This is a genomic window from Tessaracoccus yangjingae (assembly GCF_055326235.1).
In genome coordinates, this window is the sequence record NZ_JBUZNN010000006.1 from 195,778 (window position 1) to 216,226 (window position 20,449).

Annotated in this window: 15 protein-coding genes and 1 tRNA gene; 9 read left to right on the forward strand and 7 right to left on the reverse strand. The window is 70.1% G+C overall.

Annotated features, from left to right (window positions below; all coding sequences use genetic code 11):
- Positions 1–58 precede the first annotated feature (58 nt).
- Both ACZK5D_RS10805 and ACZK5D_RS10810 read left to right on the forward strand, forming a co-directional pair.
- Positions 59–132, forward strand: a tRNA-Val gene (locus ACZK5D_RS10805).
- A 21-nt stretch (positions 133–153) separates the two neighbouring features.
- Positions 154–1,020 carry a hypothetical protein gene (locus ACZK5D_RS10810; RefSeq protein ID WP_463665278.1) on the forward strand — a complete coding sequence of 289 codons (867 nt, stop codon included), beginning with the start codon at positions 154–156 and terminating at the stop codon, positions 1,018–1,020.
- Between the two features lie 10 nt (positions 1,021–1,030).
- Here the strand turns inward: ACZK5D_RS10810 and ACZK5D_RS10815 are convergent, their stop codons facing one another.
- From ACZK5D_RS10815 to aceE, 3 genes are all read right to left on the reverse strand, one after another.
- A complete protein-coding gene (locus ACZK5D_RS10815; RefSeq protein ID WP_463665296.1) occupies positions 1,031–3,220 on the reverse strand; it encodes a 6-phosphofructokinase in 2,190 nt (729 codons plus the stop codon).
- 17 nt (positions 3,221–3,237) lie between these two features.
- The gene (locus tag ACZK5D_RS10820; RefSeq protein WP_458994102.1) at positions 3,238–3,678 is read right to left on the reverse strand and encodes a DUF3052 domain-containing protein; all 441 of its coding nucleotides are present in this window, start codon (positions 3,676–3,678) and stop codon (positions 3,238–3,240) included.
- A gap of 138 nt (positions 3,679–3,816) precedes the next feature.
- Positions 3,817–6,576, reverse strand: a complete 2,760-nt coding sequence (gene aceE / locus ACZK5D_RS10825; protein ID WP_463665279.1) for a pyruvate dehydrogenase (acetyl-transferring), homodimeric type — start codon at positions 6,574–6,576, stop codon at positions 3,817–3,819.
- A 216-nt stretch (positions 6,577–6,792) separates the two neighbouring features.
- Here aceE and ACZK5D_RS10830 point away from each other — a divergent pair, with 216 nt between their 5' ends.
- Complete coding sequence (locus tag ACZK5D_RS10830) at positions 6,793–9,579, forward strand: LuxR C-terminal-related transcriptional regulator (protein WP_458994104.1); 2,787 nt, start codon at positions 6,793–6,795, stop codon at positions 9,577–9,579.
- 147 nt (positions 9,580–9,726) lie between these two features.
- Here ACZK5D_RS10830 and ACZK5D_RS10835 read toward each other — a convergent pair whose 3' ends face one another.
- From ACZK5D_RS10835 to cobF, 3 genes are all read right to left on the reverse strand, one after another.
- On the reverse strand, positions 9,727–10,749 hold the full coding sequence (locus tag ACZK5D_RS10835) for a PHP domain-containing protein (protein WP_463665280.1): 1,023 nt from the start codon (positions 10,747–10,749) through the stop codon (positions 9,727–9,729).
- 5 nt (positions 10,750–10,754) lie between these two features.
- Positions 10,755–12,161 carry an alanine/glycine:cation symporter family protein gene (locus ACZK5D_RS10840; RefSeq protein ID WP_458994106.1) on the reverse strand — a complete coding sequence of 469 codons (1,407 nt, stop codon included), beginning with the start codon at positions 12,159–12,161 and terminating at the stop codon, positions 10,755–10,757.
- A 99-nt stretch (positions 12,162–12,260) separates the two neighbouring features.
- On the reverse strand, positions 12,261–12,989 hold the full coding sequence (cobF, locus tag ACZK5D_RS10845; protein ID WP_458994107.1) for a precorrin-6A synthase (deacetylating): 729 nt from the start codon (positions 12,987–12,989) through the stop codon (positions 12,261–12,263).
- Between the two features lie 169 nt (positions 12,990–13,158).
- Between cobF and ACZK5D_RS10850 the strand changes: the two genes are divergently transcribed.
- The 5 genes from ACZK5D_RS10850 (at position 13,159) to ACZK5D_RS10870 (ending at position 17,901) form a co-directional block, all read left to right on the forward strand.
- A complete protein-coding gene (locus ACZK5D_RS10850) occupies positions 13,159–14,250 on the forward strand; it encodes a PucR family transcriptional regulator (protein ID WP_458996544.1) in 1,092 nt (363 codons plus the stop codon).
- Positions 14,251–14,350: 100 nt separating this feature from the next.
- Complete coding sequence (locus tag ACZK5D_RS10855) at positions 14,351–15,286, forward strand: ACP S-malonyltransferase (protein WP_458994108.1); 936 nt, start codon at positions 14,351–14,353, stop codon at positions 15,284–15,286.
- Positions 15,287–15,295: 9 nt separating this feature from the next.
- A complete protein-coding gene (locus ACZK5D_RS10860) occupies positions 15,296–16,285 on the forward strand; it encodes a beta-ketoacyl-ACP synthase III (protein WP_458994109.1) in 990 nt (329 codons plus the stop codon).
- A gap of 37 nt (positions 16,286–16,322) precedes the next feature.
- Positions 16,323–16,568 carry an acyl carrier protein gene (locus ACZK5D_RS10865; protein ID WP_458994110.1) on the forward strand — a complete coding sequence of 82 codons (246 nt, stop codon included), beginning with the start codon at positions 16,323–16,325 and terminating at the stop codon, positions 16,566–16,568.
- Between the two features lie 76 nt (positions 16,569–16,644).
- On the forward strand, positions 16,645–17,901 hold the full coding sequence (locus ACZK5D_RS10870) for a beta-ketoacyl-[acyl-carrier-protein] synthase family protein (RefSeq protein ID WP_463665281.1): 1,257 nt from the start codon (positions 16,645–16,647) through the stop codon (positions 17,899–17,901).
- Between the two features lie 19 nt (positions 17,902–17,920).
- Here the strand turns inward: ACZK5D_RS10870 and ACZK5D_RS10875 are convergent, their stop codons facing one another.
- Positions 17,921–18,445: a DUF3145 domain-containing protein gene (locus tag ACZK5D_RS10875; RefSeq protein ID WP_463665282.1), complete on the reverse strand. Its 525-nt coding sequence runs from the start codon at positions 18,443–18,445 to the stop codon at positions 17,921–17,923.
- 139 nt (positions 18,446–18,584) lie between these two features.
- Between ACZK5D_RS10875 and ACZK5D_RS10880 the strand changes: the two genes are divergently transcribed.
- Complete coding sequence (locus ACZK5D_RS10880) at positions 18,585–20,447, forward strand: alpha/beta hydrolase family protein (RefSeq protein ID WP_463665283.1); 1,863 nt, start codon at positions 18,585–18,587, stop codon at positions 20,445–20,447.
- Positions 20,448–20,449 lie beyond the last annotated feature (2 nt).

The window sequence follows — 20,449 nt, forward strand, 5'->3', positions numbered from 1 at the left end:
GTCGCTGTACCGTGAGTGTGCCCACCCCTGCGGCATTGGCTAGGGTTGGGTTCCGCCGGGGCGCATAGCTCAGTTGGTTAGAGCACCTGCCTTACAAGCAGGGAGTCGGGGGTTCGAGTCCCTCTGCGCCCACACACCGCGGGAGGAGGCACCATGACCACCGGTCGGCGCGCCCTGCCTGCGGAGGACGTTCACGGCGGCGCCGCTGGCACCCCCCGTCGGGGGATCGCCGACGTCCCTCCCCCGTCGGCCCCCCTGGGGGCCAGGCACGGCATCGCAGAGCCCGAACCGGACACCGACACGCGCCGCGCCTGGCTGGCCATCGGGCTCCTGGGGATCGTCATGGTGGTGGCGGTCGCCGCGCTCTACCTCGTGGTCGGGGGTCGTGGCGCCACCACCGCACCGTCGAGCCCGTCGGCGTCCACGAGTGCGCCCGCGGAGTCGGCCACGCCCGCCGCGACCCAGGACGGCTCCACGTCCGGCACGCCCACCCCCCTCGAATCGCCCTCCCCCACCCCTTCGGCCCCCGCATCACCCCTGGTCCTCGAGCTCGGAGACGTCACGCTCGTCGTTCCCGAGGGGTGGGAGCTCTACGCCGACGAGGTGGTCCAGGACGGCCGTCGACTCGTGCGGGTGCGCGAACCGCTCTCCGACACCCGGGTGCAGGCAGTCACCCTCACCACCGTCGGCGCCGACCTCGCCCAGGCGTGCCGGGACCTGGTGACGGATCAGCAGCAGGCCTTCACAGGGGTCGCGGAGTCGGTCGTGGTCGATGTGCCGATGACCGGAGCGGCCAGCGGCGCGTCCTGCGCGTTCACGGGGACGCGGACGGAGGACGGCGTCGCGGCGAAGGTGGAGTTCACGCTGATCAGGCGCGAGGCGGACAGCCAGACGCTCATCTTCCGCGACACCGTGCCATCGGCCGTCCCCGCATCGGCGGAGGTCCTTGCCCAACTGGCCGTCATGGAATGCGCGGCCGCCGAGACCTTCGGCGTGGTCGTGACCAGCTGTCAGGGGTGAGGATCGGGCCCTACTCCTGGCCGGGGCGCCTGCTCAGCTTGTCGAAGACCGACCGCAAGGTGGTCCACCACTGCTCCTTCGGGCGCTGCAGCTCCCAGTCCATCGCGTCGGTCACCATGCGCAGCGGCGCCATCAGGCCCGGCGTCGGGCTGTGGGCGGCCACGTACGTGGTGCTGCCGTCCCGCAGCTGCTGGTCCAGGTTCACCACGGCCTGATACGCCAGCCGCGTGGCGTTGATCCGGTCGAAGGGCGAGGGATTCCCACCCTGCTGGATGTGTCCGATGACCGCCTGACGCACGGAGTAGAGCCCGTGCCCCTCGGCCTCGAACATCTTGGCCAGGACGTCCGAGGTGTAGTGCTGGCTCGTCTCCTCGCCCATCACCGCCAGGTAGAAGCTGCGCCCGGTCTCGAAGGCATCGACCAGCGCCTCCACGTCGCTCGACAGCTGATCGAGGGTGATGCCGGTCTCCGGAAGGTATGCCTTCTCCGCGCCGCCGGCGATGCCGCCGACGAGCGGGAGGAAGCCACAGGTGCGACCCATCGTCTCGACGACGAACGCCCGCTTGCTCGCCGACGCCGACATGCGCACCATGTCGATGGAGTTCACGACCGTGTTGAGCGCAGTGTCGGCGCCCACCGCCATCGGCCAGCCCGGGAGGTTGTTGTCGATGCTGGCCGGGAGGACCGCGACGGGGATGTTGAACGCCGGGTAGCGGCGCCGTTCCCGCTCCATCAGGTCGACGGTGGCATAGGCATGGAAACCGCCCATGACCAGCAGCGCGTCGATCCGGTTCTCCTCCAGGGAGCGCGCCATCTGGTACAGCTCGCTCTCCTGCGCCACGTAGCGGCGGGTGCCGAACGAGGCTCCGCCGGTGTGCGCCATGCCCTCGACGTCCGACCACTCCACCTCGCGGAAGTCCCCGTTGATGAGGCCGGGAACGCCGCCCTGGATGGCGACCATCTGGTGGCCGAGGTCCAGGCCCGACCTGACCGCGACGCGGGCGAGCTGATTCATGCCGGGGGCGAGCGCACCCGCATGCATGACCGCGATGCGCTTGGCGCTGGCGGAGGGCGCGACGCTCGGCTTCGCCTCCGACAGCATGCGGTAGATGTCGATCATCGTGGTGAACCCGTGGCCGCGCGCCGAGACGGCGGACGGGTACTCGCCCGAGGCGATGTACTCGCTGATCCGATGGGTGGCCTCGACGGCCTCGAGGAGGGGGGTCCCCGCGACGCCGTCGCGCCGCACCCCGACGAGCACCGGCTCGCTCTCATCGTCCGCGTCGAGAACACGCCGCACCGCCTCCACGCCGCACGCCGTCGCCATCCACCGGTCGTAGGCCGAGGGCGTGCCGCCGCGCTGCACGTGGCCGAGGATCGTGATCCTGGCCTCCTCACCGGCGCGCTCCCGGAGGACCGCCTGGATCCGGTCCGCCGTGATGGGTGCGCCGTCGCGGTCCGCCGCGCCCTCGGCGACCACCAGGATCGAGTCCCGCCGTCCGGCCGCGCGGCCTCGCGCGAGCACCTCGACCATGCGGTCCTCCCAACCGGGGCGGGGCGGCGACTCCGGCAGGAACGTGTAGTCGGCGCCGCCCGCGATCGCGCTCATGAGCGCCAGGTAGCCGCAGTGTCGGCCCATGACTTCAACGATGAAGGTGCGCCGGTGCGACTCGGCGGTCGAGCTGATGGCGTCGATGGCCTCGGTGATGCGATGCAGCGCGGAGTCCGTGCCGATGGTCATGTCCGTGCCGACCATGTCGTTGTCGATGGATCCCACCATGCCGGCGATGTGCAGCCTGGGGTGGGCCTGCGCCTGCTCCCGGGTGATCCGCCCGGCCTCGGCCAACTCGGCAACGTACGTGGGCCAGGCCACGCACAGGTTGCGGGCTCCTGTCAGCGAGCCGTCGCCGCCGATGACGATCAGCCTGTCGATGCCACACTGGATGAGGTTCTGGGTCGCGGTCAGCTGCCCCTCTCGGGTCCGGAACTCCATCGACCTGGCGGTGCCGATGACGGTCCCGCCCTTGTTCAGGATCCCTGACACGTCGCTCCAGCCGAGGTGGGCGATGTGGCTCCCACCCTCGATGGCACCCTGCCATCCCTCACGGATGGCGAAGACCTCGGCGCCCTCGTGGATGCCGGTGCGCACGATGGCACGCACCGCGGCGTTCATGCCCTGGGCATCGCCGCCTGAGGTCATGACGCCGATGCGCGTGGTCACTTGCGGGCGCCCTTGGGACGGACGACCTTCGTGGCTTGCCAGTCCGCGCCCACGTTCGCCGTCTTTGTCAGCGACAGTCCGGCGATGGTGACACCCTCGGCCACCGAGCTCGGACCGATGAAGCCGGGCCTGCCGACCTTCGGGGTGAGCAGCCAGATGTAGCCGGAGTCGGTGAGGTCTGTCAGCGCGTCGACGAGACCGTCGACCACGTCGCCGTCCTCGTCGCGCCACCAGAGGATGACGACGTCCACGGCCTCGATGGGCTCCTCGATCATCTCGCCGTCGATGATGTCCATGATGTCGTCGCGGAGGACCGCGTCGACATCCTCATCCCATCCGAGCTCCTGCACCACCAACCCGGATTCCAGTCCCAGGAGGTCCGCCCCGGTCACTCCTTCGTTGCTCGATGCGAGGCCCTTGCCTTCTGTGTTCTCCACGTGCCAAGCCTGCCAGATGGCCCGGTTTCTCGCATCACACCCCCGCAATAGCTGAGACCAGGCCCTTTCGACGGCTGTGGGCGGCCCAGGTACGCACCTGGGCCGCCCATCCGCTCGACGACTGACGAAGAAGACTGCCTACGCGTCGCCCCCTGCGTTGCCGGAGGATCCGGCCGTGACGTCGTTCAGCCGGTACTTGGCCGCCGCCTCGGTGGCCCATTCCCGCGGCACCTCGCCCGCCGCCGCCAGGCGCTGGAGGACCGCCACCGCGACGGAGGGACCGTCGATGTTGTAGAACCTTCGGGCGGCGGCGCGGGTGTCGGAGAAGCCGAAGCCGTCTGCGCCGAGGGTCATGTAGTCCCCAGGAACCCACTGGCGGATCTGATCGGGGACCGCACGCATGTAGTCCGAGACCGCGACCACGGGCCCGGCGGCGTCGGCCAGCTTCTCCTCCACCCAGGTGCGGCCGTGGTCGCCGAACGGGTCGGCGAACTTCCGCTCGTCCATCTCCAGCCCCTCCCGGCGGAGCTCGCCCCAGGAGGTGACGCTCCACACGTCGGCCACGATCCCGAAGTCGTCCTTGAGGAGCTGCTGGGCCTCCAGCGCCCACGGCATCGCGACGCCAGAGGCGAGGATCTGCGCGCGTCGCGCGTCGGTCCCCACCCCGTCGAAGCTGCCGGCCCGGTAGAGGTACATACCCCGGAGGATGCCCTCCACCTCGACGCCCTGAGGCTCCGCGGGCTGGACGAGCGGCTCGTTGTAGACCGTCAGGTAGTAGATGACGTTCTCGGGATCCTCGCCGTACATGCGGCGGAGGCCGTCCTTGACGATGTGGGCGATCTCGTAGCCGTAGGCGGGATCGTAGGAGACGACGGCGGTGTTGGTGGAGGCGAGGATCGGCGAGTGCCCGTCCATGTGCTGCGTGCCCTCGCCCGTCAGCGTCGTCCGGCCGGCCGTGGCACCGATCAGGAAGCCGCGCGACAGCTGGTCCGCGGCCGCCCAGATGGCGTCTCCGGTGCGCTGGAAGCCGAACATGGAGTAGAAGACGTAGAGCGGCACCATGGGCTCACCGTGGGTGGAGTAGGAGGATCCGGCCGCGGTGAACGCGCCCATCGATCCGGCCTCGTTGATGCCGGTGTGCAGGATCTGCCCCGTCTTCGACTCGCGGTAGCTCAGGAAGAGCTCGTTGTCCACGGGCGTGTAGTTCTGGCCGTGCGGGTTGTAGATCTTGATGGTGGGGAAGAACGCGTCCATCCCGAAGGTGCGGGCCTCGTCGGGGATGATCGGCACCACGCGGGGTGCGAACTCCTTGTCCCGCATGAGGTCCTTGAGCAGCCGCACGAACGCCATGGTGGTGGCCACCTGCTGGTTGCCGGAGCCCTTGCGCGAGGACTCGTAGGCCTTGTCTGCGGGAAGCGAGATGAACTTGCGGTCCCCGCGGCGCTCGGGCAGGTAGCCGCCGAGCTCGCGGCGCCGGTCCTGCAGGTACCGGATCCGGGGATCGTCCTGGCCGGGGTGGATGTACGGCGGCCGGTAGGGGTCCGCCTCGAGCTGTTCGTCGGTGACCGGGACATCGACCCGGTCCCGGAAGGCCTTCAGGTCGTCCAGCGCCAGCTTCTTCATCTGGTGGGTGGCGTTGCGCCCGGCGAAGTGCTTGCCGAGGAAGTAGCCCTTGATGGTGTGGGCCAGGATCACGGTCGGGGCGCCGGTGAACTCGGCCGCCGCCTTGTAGGCCGAATACACCTTGGTGTAATCGTGACCGCCGCGCGTGAGGCGCCAGATCTCCTCGTCCGACCAGTCCTTGACCATGGCGGCCGTCCGCGGGTCGCGGCCGAAGAAGTGCTTGCGCACGTATGCGCCGTCGTTGGCCTTGAACGTCTGGAAGTCGCCGTCGGTGGTGGCGTTCATGAGGTTGACAAGCGCGCCCTCCGAGTCGTTGGCCAGGAGCGGGTCCCAGCCGCGGCCCCACACGACCTTGATCACGTTCCAGCCCGCGCCGCGGAAGAACGCCTCGAGCTCCTGCATGATCTTGCCGTTGCCGCGGACGGGACCGTCCAGGCGCTGGAGGTTGCAGTTGACGACGAACGTCAGGTTGTCCAGCTCGTCGTTGGCGGCCAGCTGGAGGACGCCGCGCGACTCCACCTCGTCCATCTCACCGTCGCCCAGGAAGGCCCACACCCGTTGCTGCGACGTGTCCTTGATGCCCCGGTTGTGGAGGTACCGGTTGAACTGCGCCTGGTAGACGGCGTTGAGAGGGCCGAGTCCCATCGACACGGTCGGGAACTCCCAGAAGCTCTCGAACTGCCGGGGGTGCGGGTAGCTGGGCAGGGCGCGCAGTGCGCCGTCGACGAAGTGGGAGTGCTCCTGACGGAAGCCGTCGAGGTCATCCTGCTGGAGGCGGCCCTCCAGGAACGCCCGGGCGTACATGCCCGGGGACGCGTGCCCCTGGAAGAAGATCTGATCGCCGCCACCGGGGTGGTCCTTGCCGCGGAAGAAGTGGTTGAACCCCACTTCGTACAGCGTGGCGGAGGAGGCGTAGGACGCGATGTGGCCGCCGACGCCGACACCGGGGCGCTGGGCCCGGTGGACCATGACGGCGGCGTTCCAGCGGAGGAGCCGCCGGATGCCACGCTCAAGGTTCTCGTCGCCCGGGAACGCGGGCTCGTTGACCGCCGGGATGGTGTTGACGTAGTCGGTCCCGGTCAGCGACGGGACACCGATGTGCCGCTCACGAGCGCGCTCGAGGAGCTTCAGCATCACATAGCGGGCCCTGTTGCGGCCGCCGGCGTCGATCACCCCGTCGAGCGACTCGAGCCATTCGGCGGTCTCCGCCGCGTCGATGTCGGGCAGATTGGTGGGCAGACCGTTGAGGATCGGTCCGGCCTCGTTCTGGCTCACGAAAGTTCCTCTCGAAGAAAGATCGAACGGCACGCGCCGATGGGTCCCATGCCGGATGCCCAACCCTAGCGCGATGAGAGCGGTGATGGTCGGGCCCGCTCAAGGCGGCCGTGTCCGGGTCCGCGGGGCCCCACATTGACGCCGTCTGTCCGCGTGCCTTGCGATACTGCGAGAATCGGGGCAGTGGACGGGTTGAGAATGGATTCGGGGGGCGCCATGGAACCGTTGGTGGGCCGGGTCGAGGAGCAGCGCCAGATCGCGGCCCTCCTGGACGCAGTCCGGGACGGACGTACTCGGGTGCTCTTCATCACGGGTCCCGCGGGGATCGGGAAATCGCGCCTGGCAGGGACCATCGCCTCGGAAATGCCCACCTACACCCACCTTCTCCTCGAGTCGGAGCGGGGGGTGGCCTTCGGCGCGATCGATCGTCTGATCGACGAGCAACTGCCGGAGACGGCGCCGGAACTCATGGAGATCCGCGAACGCGCGGGGGTGCCGACGTTCGCGATCGGCATCGTCAACCTCATCGAGCGCCTCGACGGGCCGTTCGCGTTGGTGATCGACGACTTGCACCACCTGGACGCGCCATCCCAGGAGGCCTTCTGGCACGTCATCCGCCGGCTCGATCACGTGCCCGCCCTGTTCGTGGCCACCAGCAGAAGCACGCACGGATCGTTCGCCGAACGGATCATCCAACACGTCACCGTCGGCAGGCGCGGGCGTCACATCCACCTCGGGCCCCTGACGTCGGACGCGGTGCAGGCACTGATTCGCGGCACCCTCTTCGCGCCTCTGCATCCGCGGCAGGCGCAGAGGGTGATGGACGCCACCGGCGGCTCACCCGCGATGGTGACCGAACTCGTCTCCCTGATCAGGCGCGGTGGGGGCACGACGCTGGAGTCAGCTCTAGCGGAGCTTGAGCGTCGGCACGACCAGGACGATTCGGCACAGGTGGCGGAGACCCTGCGCGGCCTGACCAGCACGGAGGCCGCGGCCCTGCTGGCGATCGCGCTGGCGGGTCCCCTGGGTCAGAGCCAACTCGACAACACCCTGCTGGCTCTTGGACATGCCCGACCAGACGTGCACCGGCTGCGCTCCACCGGCCTGTTGGACCCCGGCGCCCTCCGGGTGTCGCGGCGGAGCGTCGCCGCCGCCGTGGTGGCGCAGGCGTCGCCGTCGGACCTGACGGCCACGCACCGGGCCCTGGCCGGGGCTCTCACCGGCGTGGAGAGCCTCCGTCACCGGATGTTGGCCGGATCCGACGCGCCGGATCCGGCACTGATCGGCGACCTGGTGACGAGCGCTCGCGGCGCCGTCGAGGTGCGGGACTTCGCCGCCGCGTCGCGGCTCATGGCCTGGGCCACCCGCATGGATGACAGCTACCTGCAAGTGGCCTGCCTGCACGCCCTCCGGGCACGCCGCCCGGCGCTGCTGGAGGCCCTTGAGCCGTACGTCAAGGCCCTTCTACCGGGGCTGGAGCGTTCGCTTCTGCAGTCGGCGCTCGACGTCAACGCCGGGGTCCAGGCGTTGCCCTTCGCTGACGCGATCACACCGGCGGAACTCGACGACACGCACCTCGCGATCCTCGCCCACGCGCTCGTCGTCCTCGGTCGCAACAGGGCGGCCGTCGGCCTGTATCCCATGCCGCGGTCCATGACGGAGGTCCGCGCCGAACTCGCCCGTCGTCTGCGCGACCGACGCACAGAGTCCGCCGCAACGGAGCTGGGAACGTCCGAGGCGACCAACCTCGAGGGACTGCTGGCGCTGTGGCTCGCCCTCGGTGCCCGGGGCCAGGATCCGTCCTCACCCTCGGTGGCGCTCGACGCCCTCGCGGCGTCCCTGTCCGCCGACCCGGTCGCCTGGATCGCCCACGCGGCCACTCTCTCGGTGGCGGCGACACTCAACCACCGCGCGATGCGCAATCGCGCCGCGCAGGAACAGCTGGATCTGCTGGCGCCCATACCCGCGATCCATCCGGACTTCGAGCTGTCCGCGGCGCTGATCAGGCACCGCATGGCCTTCCAGAGCGGCGACTGGGACGGGGCCCAGGCGGTGATCGAGCCCATCCTCGCCCTGGCACTCGACGACATGCGGGACGTCGGAGCTCTGCAGGCACAGGCGACGGCGGGGCTGATCCCCTTGTGCCGCGGTGACGAGATGGGCGTCCGCGTGCTCGATCACGTGACCGGGCTGGCCGCGGCACGACCCTTCAGTTCGGCTATGGGCGCGGTCCTCTGGGCGCGCGGATGGGCCGCCACCGCCAACGGGGACCCTCGCGCGGCGGCGGAGGCCTTCGGCCAGTTGTGGTCGAGCCCACTCACGGGCGCCTTCGCCGGTGCCGAGTCAGCGGTGTTGCGGGTTCGAGCGCTCGTGGCCCTGGACGATATCGCCGAGGCCAACGTCGCCGGCAACCAGCTTGCGTCCCTGGACGTCGATCCGGGAGCCCTCGGCTACCTGGGGCATCACATCGACGCGTTGCTGTCGATGGGTACCCGCGACCACGCGGCGGCCGAGGTCTCGTTCGCAGAGGCGCACGCGGCCCTCCAGGACCGGATGCATGAGGACACCCCACGCGGCCTGCAGATGATCCACGTGGTGCTCGTCGAGGACTGGGCACGTTTCCACGTCGACACGTCCCGGGGGGCGACGACGCGCGAGGAGTGCATGGCCGAACTCCACCGGGCCATCGGCGTCCTGCTGAGGGTGGGTGCCAGGGCATGGTCGGAGAGGCTGGAATCGCTCCTGTCCGCGATGGTGGCCGCGCAGCCCCGGTCAAACGATGGCGTTCCCGCCGCACTGCCCCCCGAGCTGCTGAGCCGGCTCACGGCGCGCGAGCGCGAGATCACCCACCTGGTCCTGGAGGGTCACAGCAACAAGGAGATCGCGCAGATCCTCTTCCTGTCCGTGCGCACGGTGGAGTTCCACGTGCGCAACGCCCTCGCCAAGCTGGGGGCGGGCTCCAGGGTGCAACTTCGCGAGCTGCTTGTGCGCAACGCGCAGTGATCAGCCTCAATCCCAGTGCTTCCCTGCACTGATCCAGTGCCACCCACTGGGTACGCGGGACGCTGCTGTGCCCGAAGATGGGTTCAGCACATGGCCACGTCGTGGCGGATGATTGGGGGGATCAGCCGCGACGGGGCCATCGCCATGTCACCCCCGATGTCGCCGTGCGTGCGCAACCAGCCGGTCCACGGGCCAGGTGGTGATGATGCGGTCCGGCTCGATGCCTGCGATGGAGGCCTTCGCGGCGCCGTAGGTGAGGAAGTCCAGCTGGCCCGGCGCGTGGGCGTCCGAATCGATGCTGAACAGGCACCCCGCGTCGACCGCCAGCCCAAGGAGGTCCATGGGCGGATCCTGCCGTTCGGGCCGGGAGTTGATCTCCACCGCCACCCCGAACATGGCGCACGCCGCGAACACGATGTCCGCGTCGAAGCGGGACTGGTCACGCCAGGTGCCGTCCCCCCGCCGCTTCCGGCCGGTGCAGTGGCCCAGCACGGTGGTGTGGGGGTTCGAGACCGCGCCGACCATCCTGGCCGTCATGGTGGCCGGATCAGCCTTAAGATCGGAGTGGACGGACGCCACGACGACGTCGAGCCCGTTCAGCATGTCTTCGGCCTGGTCGAGCGATCCGTCTGCCAGGATGTCGACCTCGATGCCGCGCAGCACCCTGACCGATCGGTTCTCCTGCACCTGGTCGATCTCCTCCCACTGCGCCAGGAGCCGTTCGCGGCTCAGCCCGTTGGCCACCCTGAGCCGCGGCGAGTGGTCCGTGATCGCGATGTAGTCGTGCCCGAGAGCCTCCGCGACAGCGGCCATCTCGGCCAGCGGGGAACCACCGTCGGACCAGGTGGTGTGCGTGTGCAGGTCTCCCCGGAGCTCACCTCGCAGGGCGTCGCCGGCGGGGTCGAGCGAGGCAGCGCCCGCCTCGCGGAGCCGTGTCAGAGCCTCCGGCACCTCCCCTGACGTGCACGCCGCTGCGACCGCGGAGGTCTTCGGGCCGAAGCCCCTCAGCTCCCGCCACCCCGATTCGATCGTCGGTCGGTCGGCCGGCGGGATCGACTCGGCCACGTCCGCGGCGTCGCGGTACGCCTTGACCCGGTAGGTGTCTGAGAGTGCGCGTTCCAGCCAGAACGCGCACTCGCGCAGCACCGCGACGGGGTCCAGGGGCGGCACGCGCGTCAGAGGCTCTGGTCCGCCATGAACGCGTCGACCTCCTTGCGGCCCGCCCTCAGCTTCGGGTCGTTCTTCAGGTAGTGGCTGGTCTCCCGTGCGATGAGACCGGACATCAGCAGGAGGCCGATGAGGTTGGGCAGCGCCATCAGCCCGTTCATGATGTCGGCGAATGCCCACACGACGCCCAGAGGCACGGTCGCGCCGATGTAGACGACGATGGTGAACGCGATCCGGTAGGCCATCGTGGCGCGCGCGCCGAAGAGCCGCTCGACACAGCGGTCCCCGTAGTAGGACCATCCGATGATCGTGGACAGGGCGAACAGGATGACGCCCACGGCCACGATGTAGCCGCCCCAGTCCCCCGGCAGCCCGTGGCTGAAGGCCATCGAGGTGAGCACGGCAGGGCTGGCGTCGGCGTTCCAGACGCCGGTGGTGACCAGGACCAGCCCGGTGAAGGACACGACGACGAGCGTGTCGATGAAGGTCTGGGTCATGGACACCAGACCCTGGCGGACGGGGTGGGTGGTCTGGGCCGCCGCGGCGGCGATGGCCGCCGAGCCCATGCCGGACTCGTTGGAGAAGATGCCGCGCGCCACGCCCATCTGGACCGCGAGCATGAAGCTGCCGAAGGCGCCGCCCGTGAGTCCGGTGCCGGTGAACGCCTGCCCGAAGATCAGGGCCAGGGCGCCGGGGAGGTCGGCGATGTTGACGATCAGGATGTAGAGGGCGCCCAGGATGTAGAAGACGATCATGAACGGGACGAACGCGGCTGTGACGTTGCCGATGGACTTGATGCCGCCGATGATGACCACCCCGACGAAGATGGCCATGAGGATCGCCGTGATCTGGGGGTCGATCCCGAAGGCGTCGTGCGCGTTGGCCGCGACAGCATTGCCCTGCGTCATGTTGCCGATGCCGAAGCTGGCCAGCACCGCGAAGACCGCGAACACGATGCTGAGGGCCACGCCCCACTTCCCGGGCAGCGCCTTCTTCAGGTAGTACTGCGGCCCGCCCGACGCCTCGCCCCTGGCGTCGACGGTGCGGAACCGGACGGCCAGGAACGCCTCGGAGTACTTCGACGCCATGCCCACCAGGCCGGTGACCCACATCCAGAACAACGCGCCCGGGCCGCCGATCGAGATCGCGGTGGCCACACCGACGATGTTGCCCACGCCCACGGTGGCCGCCAGCGCCGTGGTCAGGGCCTGGAACTGGGAGATGTCTCCGCCCTCGGCGTCTGCGTCCTTCCGCTCCCACAGCGCCAGCCGGAGCGCCGATCCCAGCGTGCGGAACTGGATGCCGCGTAGCTTGACGGTCAGCCAGAGGCCGGTGAGCAGGAGCAGCGGGATGAGCAGGAACGGTCCCCACACGAATCCCGCGATTGTTTCAAGCAGCTTGGTCAGCTCTTCCATGGCATATGGCCCTTCGATCTCGTGGAACGGCGTCAACCTAGCAATGGGTCGGGTGCACGACGCGCCGCCCCAACCTTTGTTACGTGTTGTTAACGCGCGTCAGTGGGCGGGCCGCAGCAGGTAGGTGTCGAGGATCCAGCCGTGATGGTCGACGAGCCGGCGCCGCAGGTCCGCCAACTCCCCCGCGACGGTGCGCAGCGGGCCGTTGGCGAGCACCTGATCCGGGGTACCCAGGTACGCGCCCCAGTAGACCTCCGTGTCAGGGAACTCCTCCACCAGGCCCCTGCAGGCGAGGTCGCCGTCGTTCATCACCACGACGTCTCCGAGGTCCGGCCGGTACTCCGCCAGCAACCGGGCGCCCGTGGTGATGTGCACGGAGGCGCCGGCGTTCAGCGCGATCTGGTGCGCGGCCGCCAGCACCTGGAGGGCGCTCACGCCGGGGATCACCGTCACGTTCAGCGCCAGCTTGTCCCTCAGCGCGTCGACGACGCGCAGGATCGAGTCGTAGAGCCCCGGATCGCCCCAGGCCAGGAAGCCCACCGCGTCGTCCGACGGGAGCCCGCTCAGGATGTGGCTGTACGTGGCCAGCCGGCCGGCGTCCACGTCGCCGGGATGCTCCCGCTTGGGGTCCAGCACCGTGATGACGCGGTGGGGCCGGTTGACGTGGCGGCGCAGCAGTTCGCTCCTGAGCCAGACCAGCTCCGGTTGATCGTCGCTGTGATCGCCCACGAGGAACACGTCCACGTGGTTCATGGCCTCCACCGCGTCCAGCGTGAGCTGCCCGAAGCCACCTGGGCCGATCCCGATCACGTACACCCTGCGTCCCATGAGCCCTGAGCCTAGTGGCCGTCGACGTTACCGGTGGAGGGCGCACCAGGCGCCAGGGGACCACTAGGCTGACGGGATGGATCTGCGCCCCGGGACCGCGCCCGCGCTCATCGCGTCCTCCCGCGCCCGCGCCGGCATCATCAAGCGGCTCCAGGCCGCCACGTCGGAGATGAACACCGCCACACTTGCCGCGTTGGTGTCGCGGCACGAGTGGTTCGGACAGCTCGACGCGGAGTCCCGTTCCTGGATCGGGATACTGGCCCGCTCCGGGATCGACGGATTCGTCACCTGGTTCGCAGGGGAGCCGTTCACGCCCGAGTCGGTCTTCGACGCGGCCCCCCGCGCGATGGCCCGACGGATCAGCCTTCAGCAGACGGTGGACCTGGTCCGCACCACGACGGAGGTGGTGGAGGAACAGATCCAGCACCTCCTGCCCCGGGGGGACCGTCAGGCGCTGTCGCTGGGCATCGTGCACTACTCGCGGGAGATCGCCTTCGCCGCGGCCGCCATCTACGCAAGGGCCGCAGAGGCCCGCGGCGCGTGGGACTCCCGGATCGAGGCCACCATCGTCGACGCCGTCGTGCGCGCCGAGACCGACGAGTCCGTGCTGTCGCGGGCCTCCACGCTGGGCTGGAACACCGAGTCGAAGGTGGCCGTCGCCATCGGCGGCGCGCCGCAGGAGGCCAGCGTCCTGGACGGCCTCCGCCGCGCCGCGACGAAGCTGTCGCTGGACGTGCTCGCGGCCCCCCAGGGCGATCGGCTGGTCGTCATCGCGGGGGGTTCGGGGGTCGGCGACCCCGTCGAGACCTGCGAGCGGATCTCCAAGCTGCGCGACTTCTTCGCCGACGGGCCGGTGGTGGTCGGGCCGACGGTGGACGGCCTGGCCGGCGCGCCGAAGTCGGCACGGGAGGCGGCCTCGGGCTTCCGGGCGGCCAAGGCGTGGCCCGAGGGGCCCCACACCCTCCTGTCCGTCGATCTCCTGCCCGAACGGGCGCTGGCGGGCGACGGCCACGCGCGCCGCACGTTGGCGTCGGAGATCTATCCCGCGCTGGCCTCGAACAAGGAACTCCTGGAGACCTGCGTCGGCTTCCTCGACTGCGGCTCCTCCATGGAGGCCACCGCGAGGGCGCTGTTCGTCCACCCCAACACCGTGCGCTACCGCCTGAAGCGGATCCAGGAGGTCACGGGGTACAACCCCACCGATGCGCGCGAGGCCTACGTGCTCCGCATGGCGATCACGCTCGGCAGGCTCAGCGTCTGAGGATGTCTGCCGCTCCTTGTGGGGTTCCCACAAAGGCCTGCCCGGCAAATTCGTGAGTCTCACGCCCGCACCGCCGTGCGCGCGGCGGCACAGTAGGAACGTGCTCGCGATCGTTGCTCCAGGCCAAGGTGCCCAGACCCCCGGTTTCCTCTCCCCATGGCTGGAGGACCCCGGGTTCGCCGAGCGGTTGGCCGGCTACTCCGCGGCGGTGGGCCTGGATCTGGCGCACTACGGCACCGAGGCCGACGCCGAGACCATCCGCGACACCGCCATCGCCCAGCCCCTGCTCGTGGCGTCGTCCCTGGCCGTCGCGGCCGAGCTGCTCCCGTCGTTCGACGGCGTGGGACTCGTCGCCGGGCACTCGGTCGGTGAGCTGGCCGCCCTCGCGCTGGCCGGGGTCGTCTCCCCCGCCGACGCGCTGACCCTGGTGCGCGAACGCGGCCTCGCGATGGCCGAGGCCTCCGCGGTGCGGTCCACGTCGATGACCGCCGTCATCGGCGGGGATCGCGACGAGGTGCTTGCGGCGATCGAGGCCGCCGGCCTGACGCCCGCCAACAACAACGGCTCCGGGCAGATCGTGGCCGCGGGCACCGTCGAGGAGCTCGCGGTCCTCGCGGAGAACCCGCCGCGCCGGGCCCGCCTGATCCCGCTCAGCGTCGCAGGCGCGTTCCACACCGTCCACATGGGCCCCGCCGTCGAACGGCTGCGCGCCAAGGCCGGCGGCATCGAGCCCGGCGAGCCCACCACCGCGCTGTTGAGCAACGCCGACGGCGCCGTCGTCTCCTCCGGCGTCGAGGCCCTCGACCGCATCGTCGCGCAGGTCGCCAACCCCGTCCGCTGGGACCTGTGCATGGCCACGATGGCCGAACTCGGCGTGACCGGCCTCCTGGAGCTCCCCCCGTCCGGTACTCTCACCGGCATCGCCAAGCGAAACCTCAAGGGGGTTGAGCTGTTCAGCCTGAACACCCCCGATCAACTCGACGAGGCACGCGAGTTCTGCCGCATCCACAGCCAGTCCACCCCCGAGTCCGAGTAGGTCAGACATATGCCCCTCCAGTCCTCCACCGGCGCCGAGTACGCCCGCATCATGTCCGTCGGCGGAGCCCGCGGCAGCCGCGTCGTGACCAACGAAGAGATGTGCACGATGATCGACTCGTCGGACGAGTGGATCACCCAGCGCACAGGCATCAGGGAGCGCCGCTGGGTCGCCGACGGCGAGGACGCCGAGACCCTCGGAGCCGACGCGGCCCGCAAGGCCATCGAGCGGGCCGGGCTCCAGCCGGCCGACATCGACGCGATCATCGTGTCCACCATCTCCCACTACCGGCAGACCCCGTCCCTGGCCGCGATCCTCGCCGAGGACCTGGGCCTCGAGTCCCCCGCCGCGTTCGACGTCTCGGCCGCGTGTGCCGGGTTCTCCTACGGCGTCGGTCTGGCCGAGGGCATGGTGCGCGCAGGTTCCGCCACGCACGTGCTGGTGATCGGCGTCGAGGTCCTGTCCAAGTACACGGACATGTCGGACCGCTCCACCGCCTTCCTCTTCTCCGACGGCGCGGGCGCCGTCGTCATCGGCCCGAGCGACACCCCCGCGATCGGCCCCACCGTGTGGGGCTCCAAGCCCGAGGACCACTCGGTCATCGAGGTCGACGACTGGCGCGAGGTCGAGCCGGGCGCCGGCGGCCCCTTCATCCACATGGCCGGTCGTGAGGTCTTCAAGTGGGCCACCACCGCCATCGTCGAGAAGGCACTCGAGACGCTCGAAGTCTCCGGACTCACCACGGATGAGCTGGACTGCTTCATCCCCCACCAGGCCAACAACCGGATCACCGATTCGATGTTGCGCCACCTCAAGCTGCCCGAGGACGTCGTGGTCGCCCGCGACATCATCCAGATGGGTAATTCGTCCGCGGCCTCTGTTCCGCTGGCGATGGAGGCACTGCTCGAGTCCGGGCAGGCCAAGAGCGGCGACAGTGCACTGATCATCGGATTCGGAGCGGGCCTCGTGTTCGCCGGCCAGACCGTGATCCTGCCCTGATCGCAGACCACACGTAAGTTCGAAGAAAGGAGCCACCATGGCCAGCACTGAGGAAATCCGCACAGATCTCGCCGAGATCGTCAACGACATCGCCGGCGTCGCGGTCGAGGACGTCCAGCTGGACAAGTCCTTCGTCGACGACCTCGGCGTCGACTCCCTGTCGATGGTCGAGATCATCTACGGCTGCGAGGACAAGTTCGGCGTGTCCATCCCCGACGAGGACGCCAAGAACCTCAAGACCGTGGGCGACGCCGTCGCCTACATCGAGCGCGCGTCCAACTGACGCCAGACGTGGGGCGGCTGACCACAGCCGCCCCACCACCATCGACCCCACCGCCCCAGTGACCAGGAGATTCTCCATGCCCACCACCGTCGTGATCACAGGCCTCGGCGCGACCACCCCACTCGGCGGCGACGTCGCCACCACCTGGGCGGGAATGCTCGCCGGGCGCTCCGGCGTCGTGGCGCTGACGGAGGAGTGGGCGAACGAGCTCCCCACCCGCATCGCGGCCAAGGCCGCAGTCGACCCCAGCGAGGTCATCGACCGCGTCGAGGCTCGCAAGCTGGACCGCTCCACCCAACTCATGCAGATCGCCGGGCTGGCCGCGTGGGCCGACGCCGGCTTCGGACTCGGCGAGGACAACCCCGTGGATCCTGACCGGCTGGGCGTCGTGTCGGCCACCGGCATCGGCGGCCTCCACTCCCTGCTGTCGCAGTGGGACGTCATGAAGGACAAGGGCGTGCGCCGCGTCTCGCCGTTCACCATCCCGATGCTGATGGCCAACGCACCGGCGGCCAACCTCGGCCTCAAGATCCATGCCAGGGCCGGAGTGCACACCCCGATCTCGGCCTGCGCGTCGTCGAACGAGGCGATCTCGCTCGGGCTCGACATGATCCGCCTGGGCCGCGCGGACGTCGTCCTGGTCGGCGGCGGCGAGGCCGTCGTCCACCCGCTGCCCATCGGGGCATTCGGCCAGATGCAGGCGCTGTCGCGCCGCAACGACGAGCCCGAGCGCGCCTCGCGGCCCTGGGACGTCGACCGCGACGGCTTCGTCCTGGCCGAGGGCGCCGCCCTCATGGTCATCGAGACGCTCGAGTCGGCCAAGGCCCGCGGCGCCAAGATCTACGGCACGCTGGCCGGGGCCGGCATCACCGCGGACAGCCACGACCTGGTGCAGCCCGATCCCGAGGGTTACGGACAGTCGCAGGCCATGCTCAAGGCGCTGCGCGAGTCCGGTCTGACGCCGCGCGACATCGTGCACGTCAACGCGCACGGCACGTCCACCCCGCAGGGCGACGTGACCGAGGCCGGGTCGATCCGCACCGCGCTGGGCGCCGACACCGACCATGTGGTGGTCACCTCCACCAAGTCCATGACCGGTCACCTCCTCGGCGGCGCCGGTGCGCTCGAGACCGTCGCCTCCGTCCTGGCCCTCAAGCACCGCATCGTGCCCGGCACGATCAACGTGGACAACATCGAGCCCGGGCTCGGCATCGACGTGGCCACCTCCAACCGTGAGCTGCCGTCCGGCCCGCTGGCCGCGGTGAACAACAGCTTCGGCTTCGGGGGCCACAACGTGGCCGTGGTGGTCACCAACGAGAACGTGACCGACTGACGAGAGACGCGGCGGTGGCTCACACCACCTGGTGGAGCCACCGCACCGGCGCGTCCTCGCCCGCGTGGCGGAACACGTCGAGTTCGTCGTCCCACGGCACGCCGAGGAGCCTCTCCAACGCCTTGAGGAGCGGTTCCCCGCCCAACGCCTCCCCGGCCACCGCATGCTTGAGCCGGTCCTCGGGCACGAGGATGTCGCCGTGCACGCCCACCACCGCGCTGAACGCGCCCAGTGCCGGAGTGAAGCTGTAGCGCTGACCGTCGCTCCCGGCCGTGGGCTCCTCGGTCACCTCGAAGCGCGCCCGGCCCAACCGGCCCAGCCCGCTCGCGAGCGCCGCTCCGGTGCCCGTCGGCCCGGTCCACGAGAGCTCGCAGCGCCGGGTGCCGGGTTCGGCGGGCTGCTGGGTCCACTCGAGGTCCGTCCGCGTCCCCAGGACAGCGCCCACAGCCCACTCGATGTGCGGGCACAGCGCAGCCGACGCTGAGTGGATGAACAACATCCCCCGCGCCGTGGACTGGCTGACCGTCTCGAGACGAGCAGACATAACGGTTACCTCCTGGTTGGGCCGGATTGCCTTCCCCTGCGATCAGGCCCGCCCAGGTGTGGCCCCATTGTGCCCATGATCGGGCGCGACACGCAATGCCCGGTTGTGCGACGGCCGATCCGGCGGTAGACAGGCATGCATGCGAGATCCGATGCCGCTCGACGCGGTCCTGACCTACCCCGACTCGGTGTCCCAGGTGCAGGCCACGAGCGCCGGCGTGTTCTGGCTGGCGACCATCGCCGCCGAGGACGGCCGGGTGACCGTGCGTCGGTCCTCCGGCGGGGACGTGGCGGACCTCACGCCCGAGGCGGTCGTGAGATCGAGGGTGATGGAGTACGGCGGAGGCGCCTACAGCGCCGACGGCGACGCCCTCGCCTACTGCGACGACCGCACGCGGCAGGTCTGGCTCCTCCGGGAGGGCCGTCGGAGCGCGCTCACGCCGGCCGGCTCCGCCTTCGTCTACGGCGGGCTGCTGCTCAGCCTGGCGGACGGGTTGCTGCTGGCCGTGCGCGAGGACCACTCGGCATCGCCCGAGCCCCGCACCGAGATAGTGGCGCTGAGCCTGGACGGCAGCGACGACGGAGGGCGGGTGCTGGTGACCGGCGCGGACTTCTACGCCGGGCTCCAGCTCCGCGCCGGGCAGCTCGCCTGGTACCAGTGGAACCACCCGGACATGAGCTGGGACACCGCCGAGGTCTGGACCGCGCCCATCGACGCGACCGGCGGCGCCCGCCCCGTGGCCGCGACACCCGGGGTCTCGGCCCAGCATCCCGTCTGGCTGTCCGACGGGGTCCTGGCCTACACCTCCGACGAGTCGGGGTTCTGGAACTGGCACGTGGACGGAGGCCCGGGCTGGGCGGTGGACCACGACTGCGACACCCCCACCTGGGTGCTCACGCCGCCTGTCGCGGCGGCGGTCTCGGGGCAGGTCCTCGCCTCGGTCGAGTTCGTGGAGGGTCGCGGCGTGCTGGCCCTCTGGGACATCGCGTCAGGCGAGGTCACCTACCCCCTGGCCGGCTCCACCTCCATCGAATCGGTGGCTGCCTACGACGGCACTGTGCATGTGGTGGCCGAGTGGGCAGACCGACCCGCCACGCTGCTCAGCCTTCCTGCGGACGGCGCGGCCGTCCGCATCGCCGGGCCCGAGGGGCCCTCGTCGGGGGCGGTCCCCTCGCAGGCGCACTGGGCGGAGGGCCCGGCCGGACCCGTCCACTCCTGGTTGTACCTCCCCGAGGAGGACCGGCCGCCGCTCCTGGTGATGACCCACGGCGGGCCCACGTCGATGACCACGGCCTCATACGACGCCACGGTCCAGTTCTGGGTCTCGCGGGGCTTCGCGGTGGTGGACGTCAACTACTCGGGCTCGACGGGCTTCGGCCGGGTCTACCGGGACCGGCTCCGCGGAGCGTGGGGCGAGCTTGACGTCGCCGACGCCGCAGCCGTCGTGACGAGCCTGGCCGAGGGTGGACGGATCGACGCCTCCAAGGTGGCGATCACCGGCGGCTCCGCGGGCGGGTTCACCACGCTGAAGTCCCTGGTCTCGACCGACGTCTACGCCGCTGGCATCAGCCGCTACGGCATCGGCTACCTCCCCACGCTGGCGACGGACACGCACAAGGCAGAGTCGCGCTACCTCGACGGCCTGGTCGCGCCGTGGCCCGAGGGCCGCGAGACCTACGAGGAACGCTCCCCGATCAACCACCTCGAGAAGTTGCGCACCCCGATGCTGATCCTCCAGGGCCGCGACGACAAAGTGGTTCCCCCCAGCCAGGCCGAGCAGATGGCGGCCGCGGTGCGCGCCGCCGGGCTGCCGGTGGCGCTGATCATGTTCGACGGCGAGGGCCACGGGTTCAGGACCATGGCAGCGCGGCGCGTGGCGCTGGAGGCACAGGTCTCGTTCCTCGAGCAGGTGTTCGGCATGCCGCCCAGCCCGGACGTGCCCCTTCTCGCGATCGAGAACCTCGGAGCGACGGACGTCCCCGGGAGCCGCTCACCCGGATGACG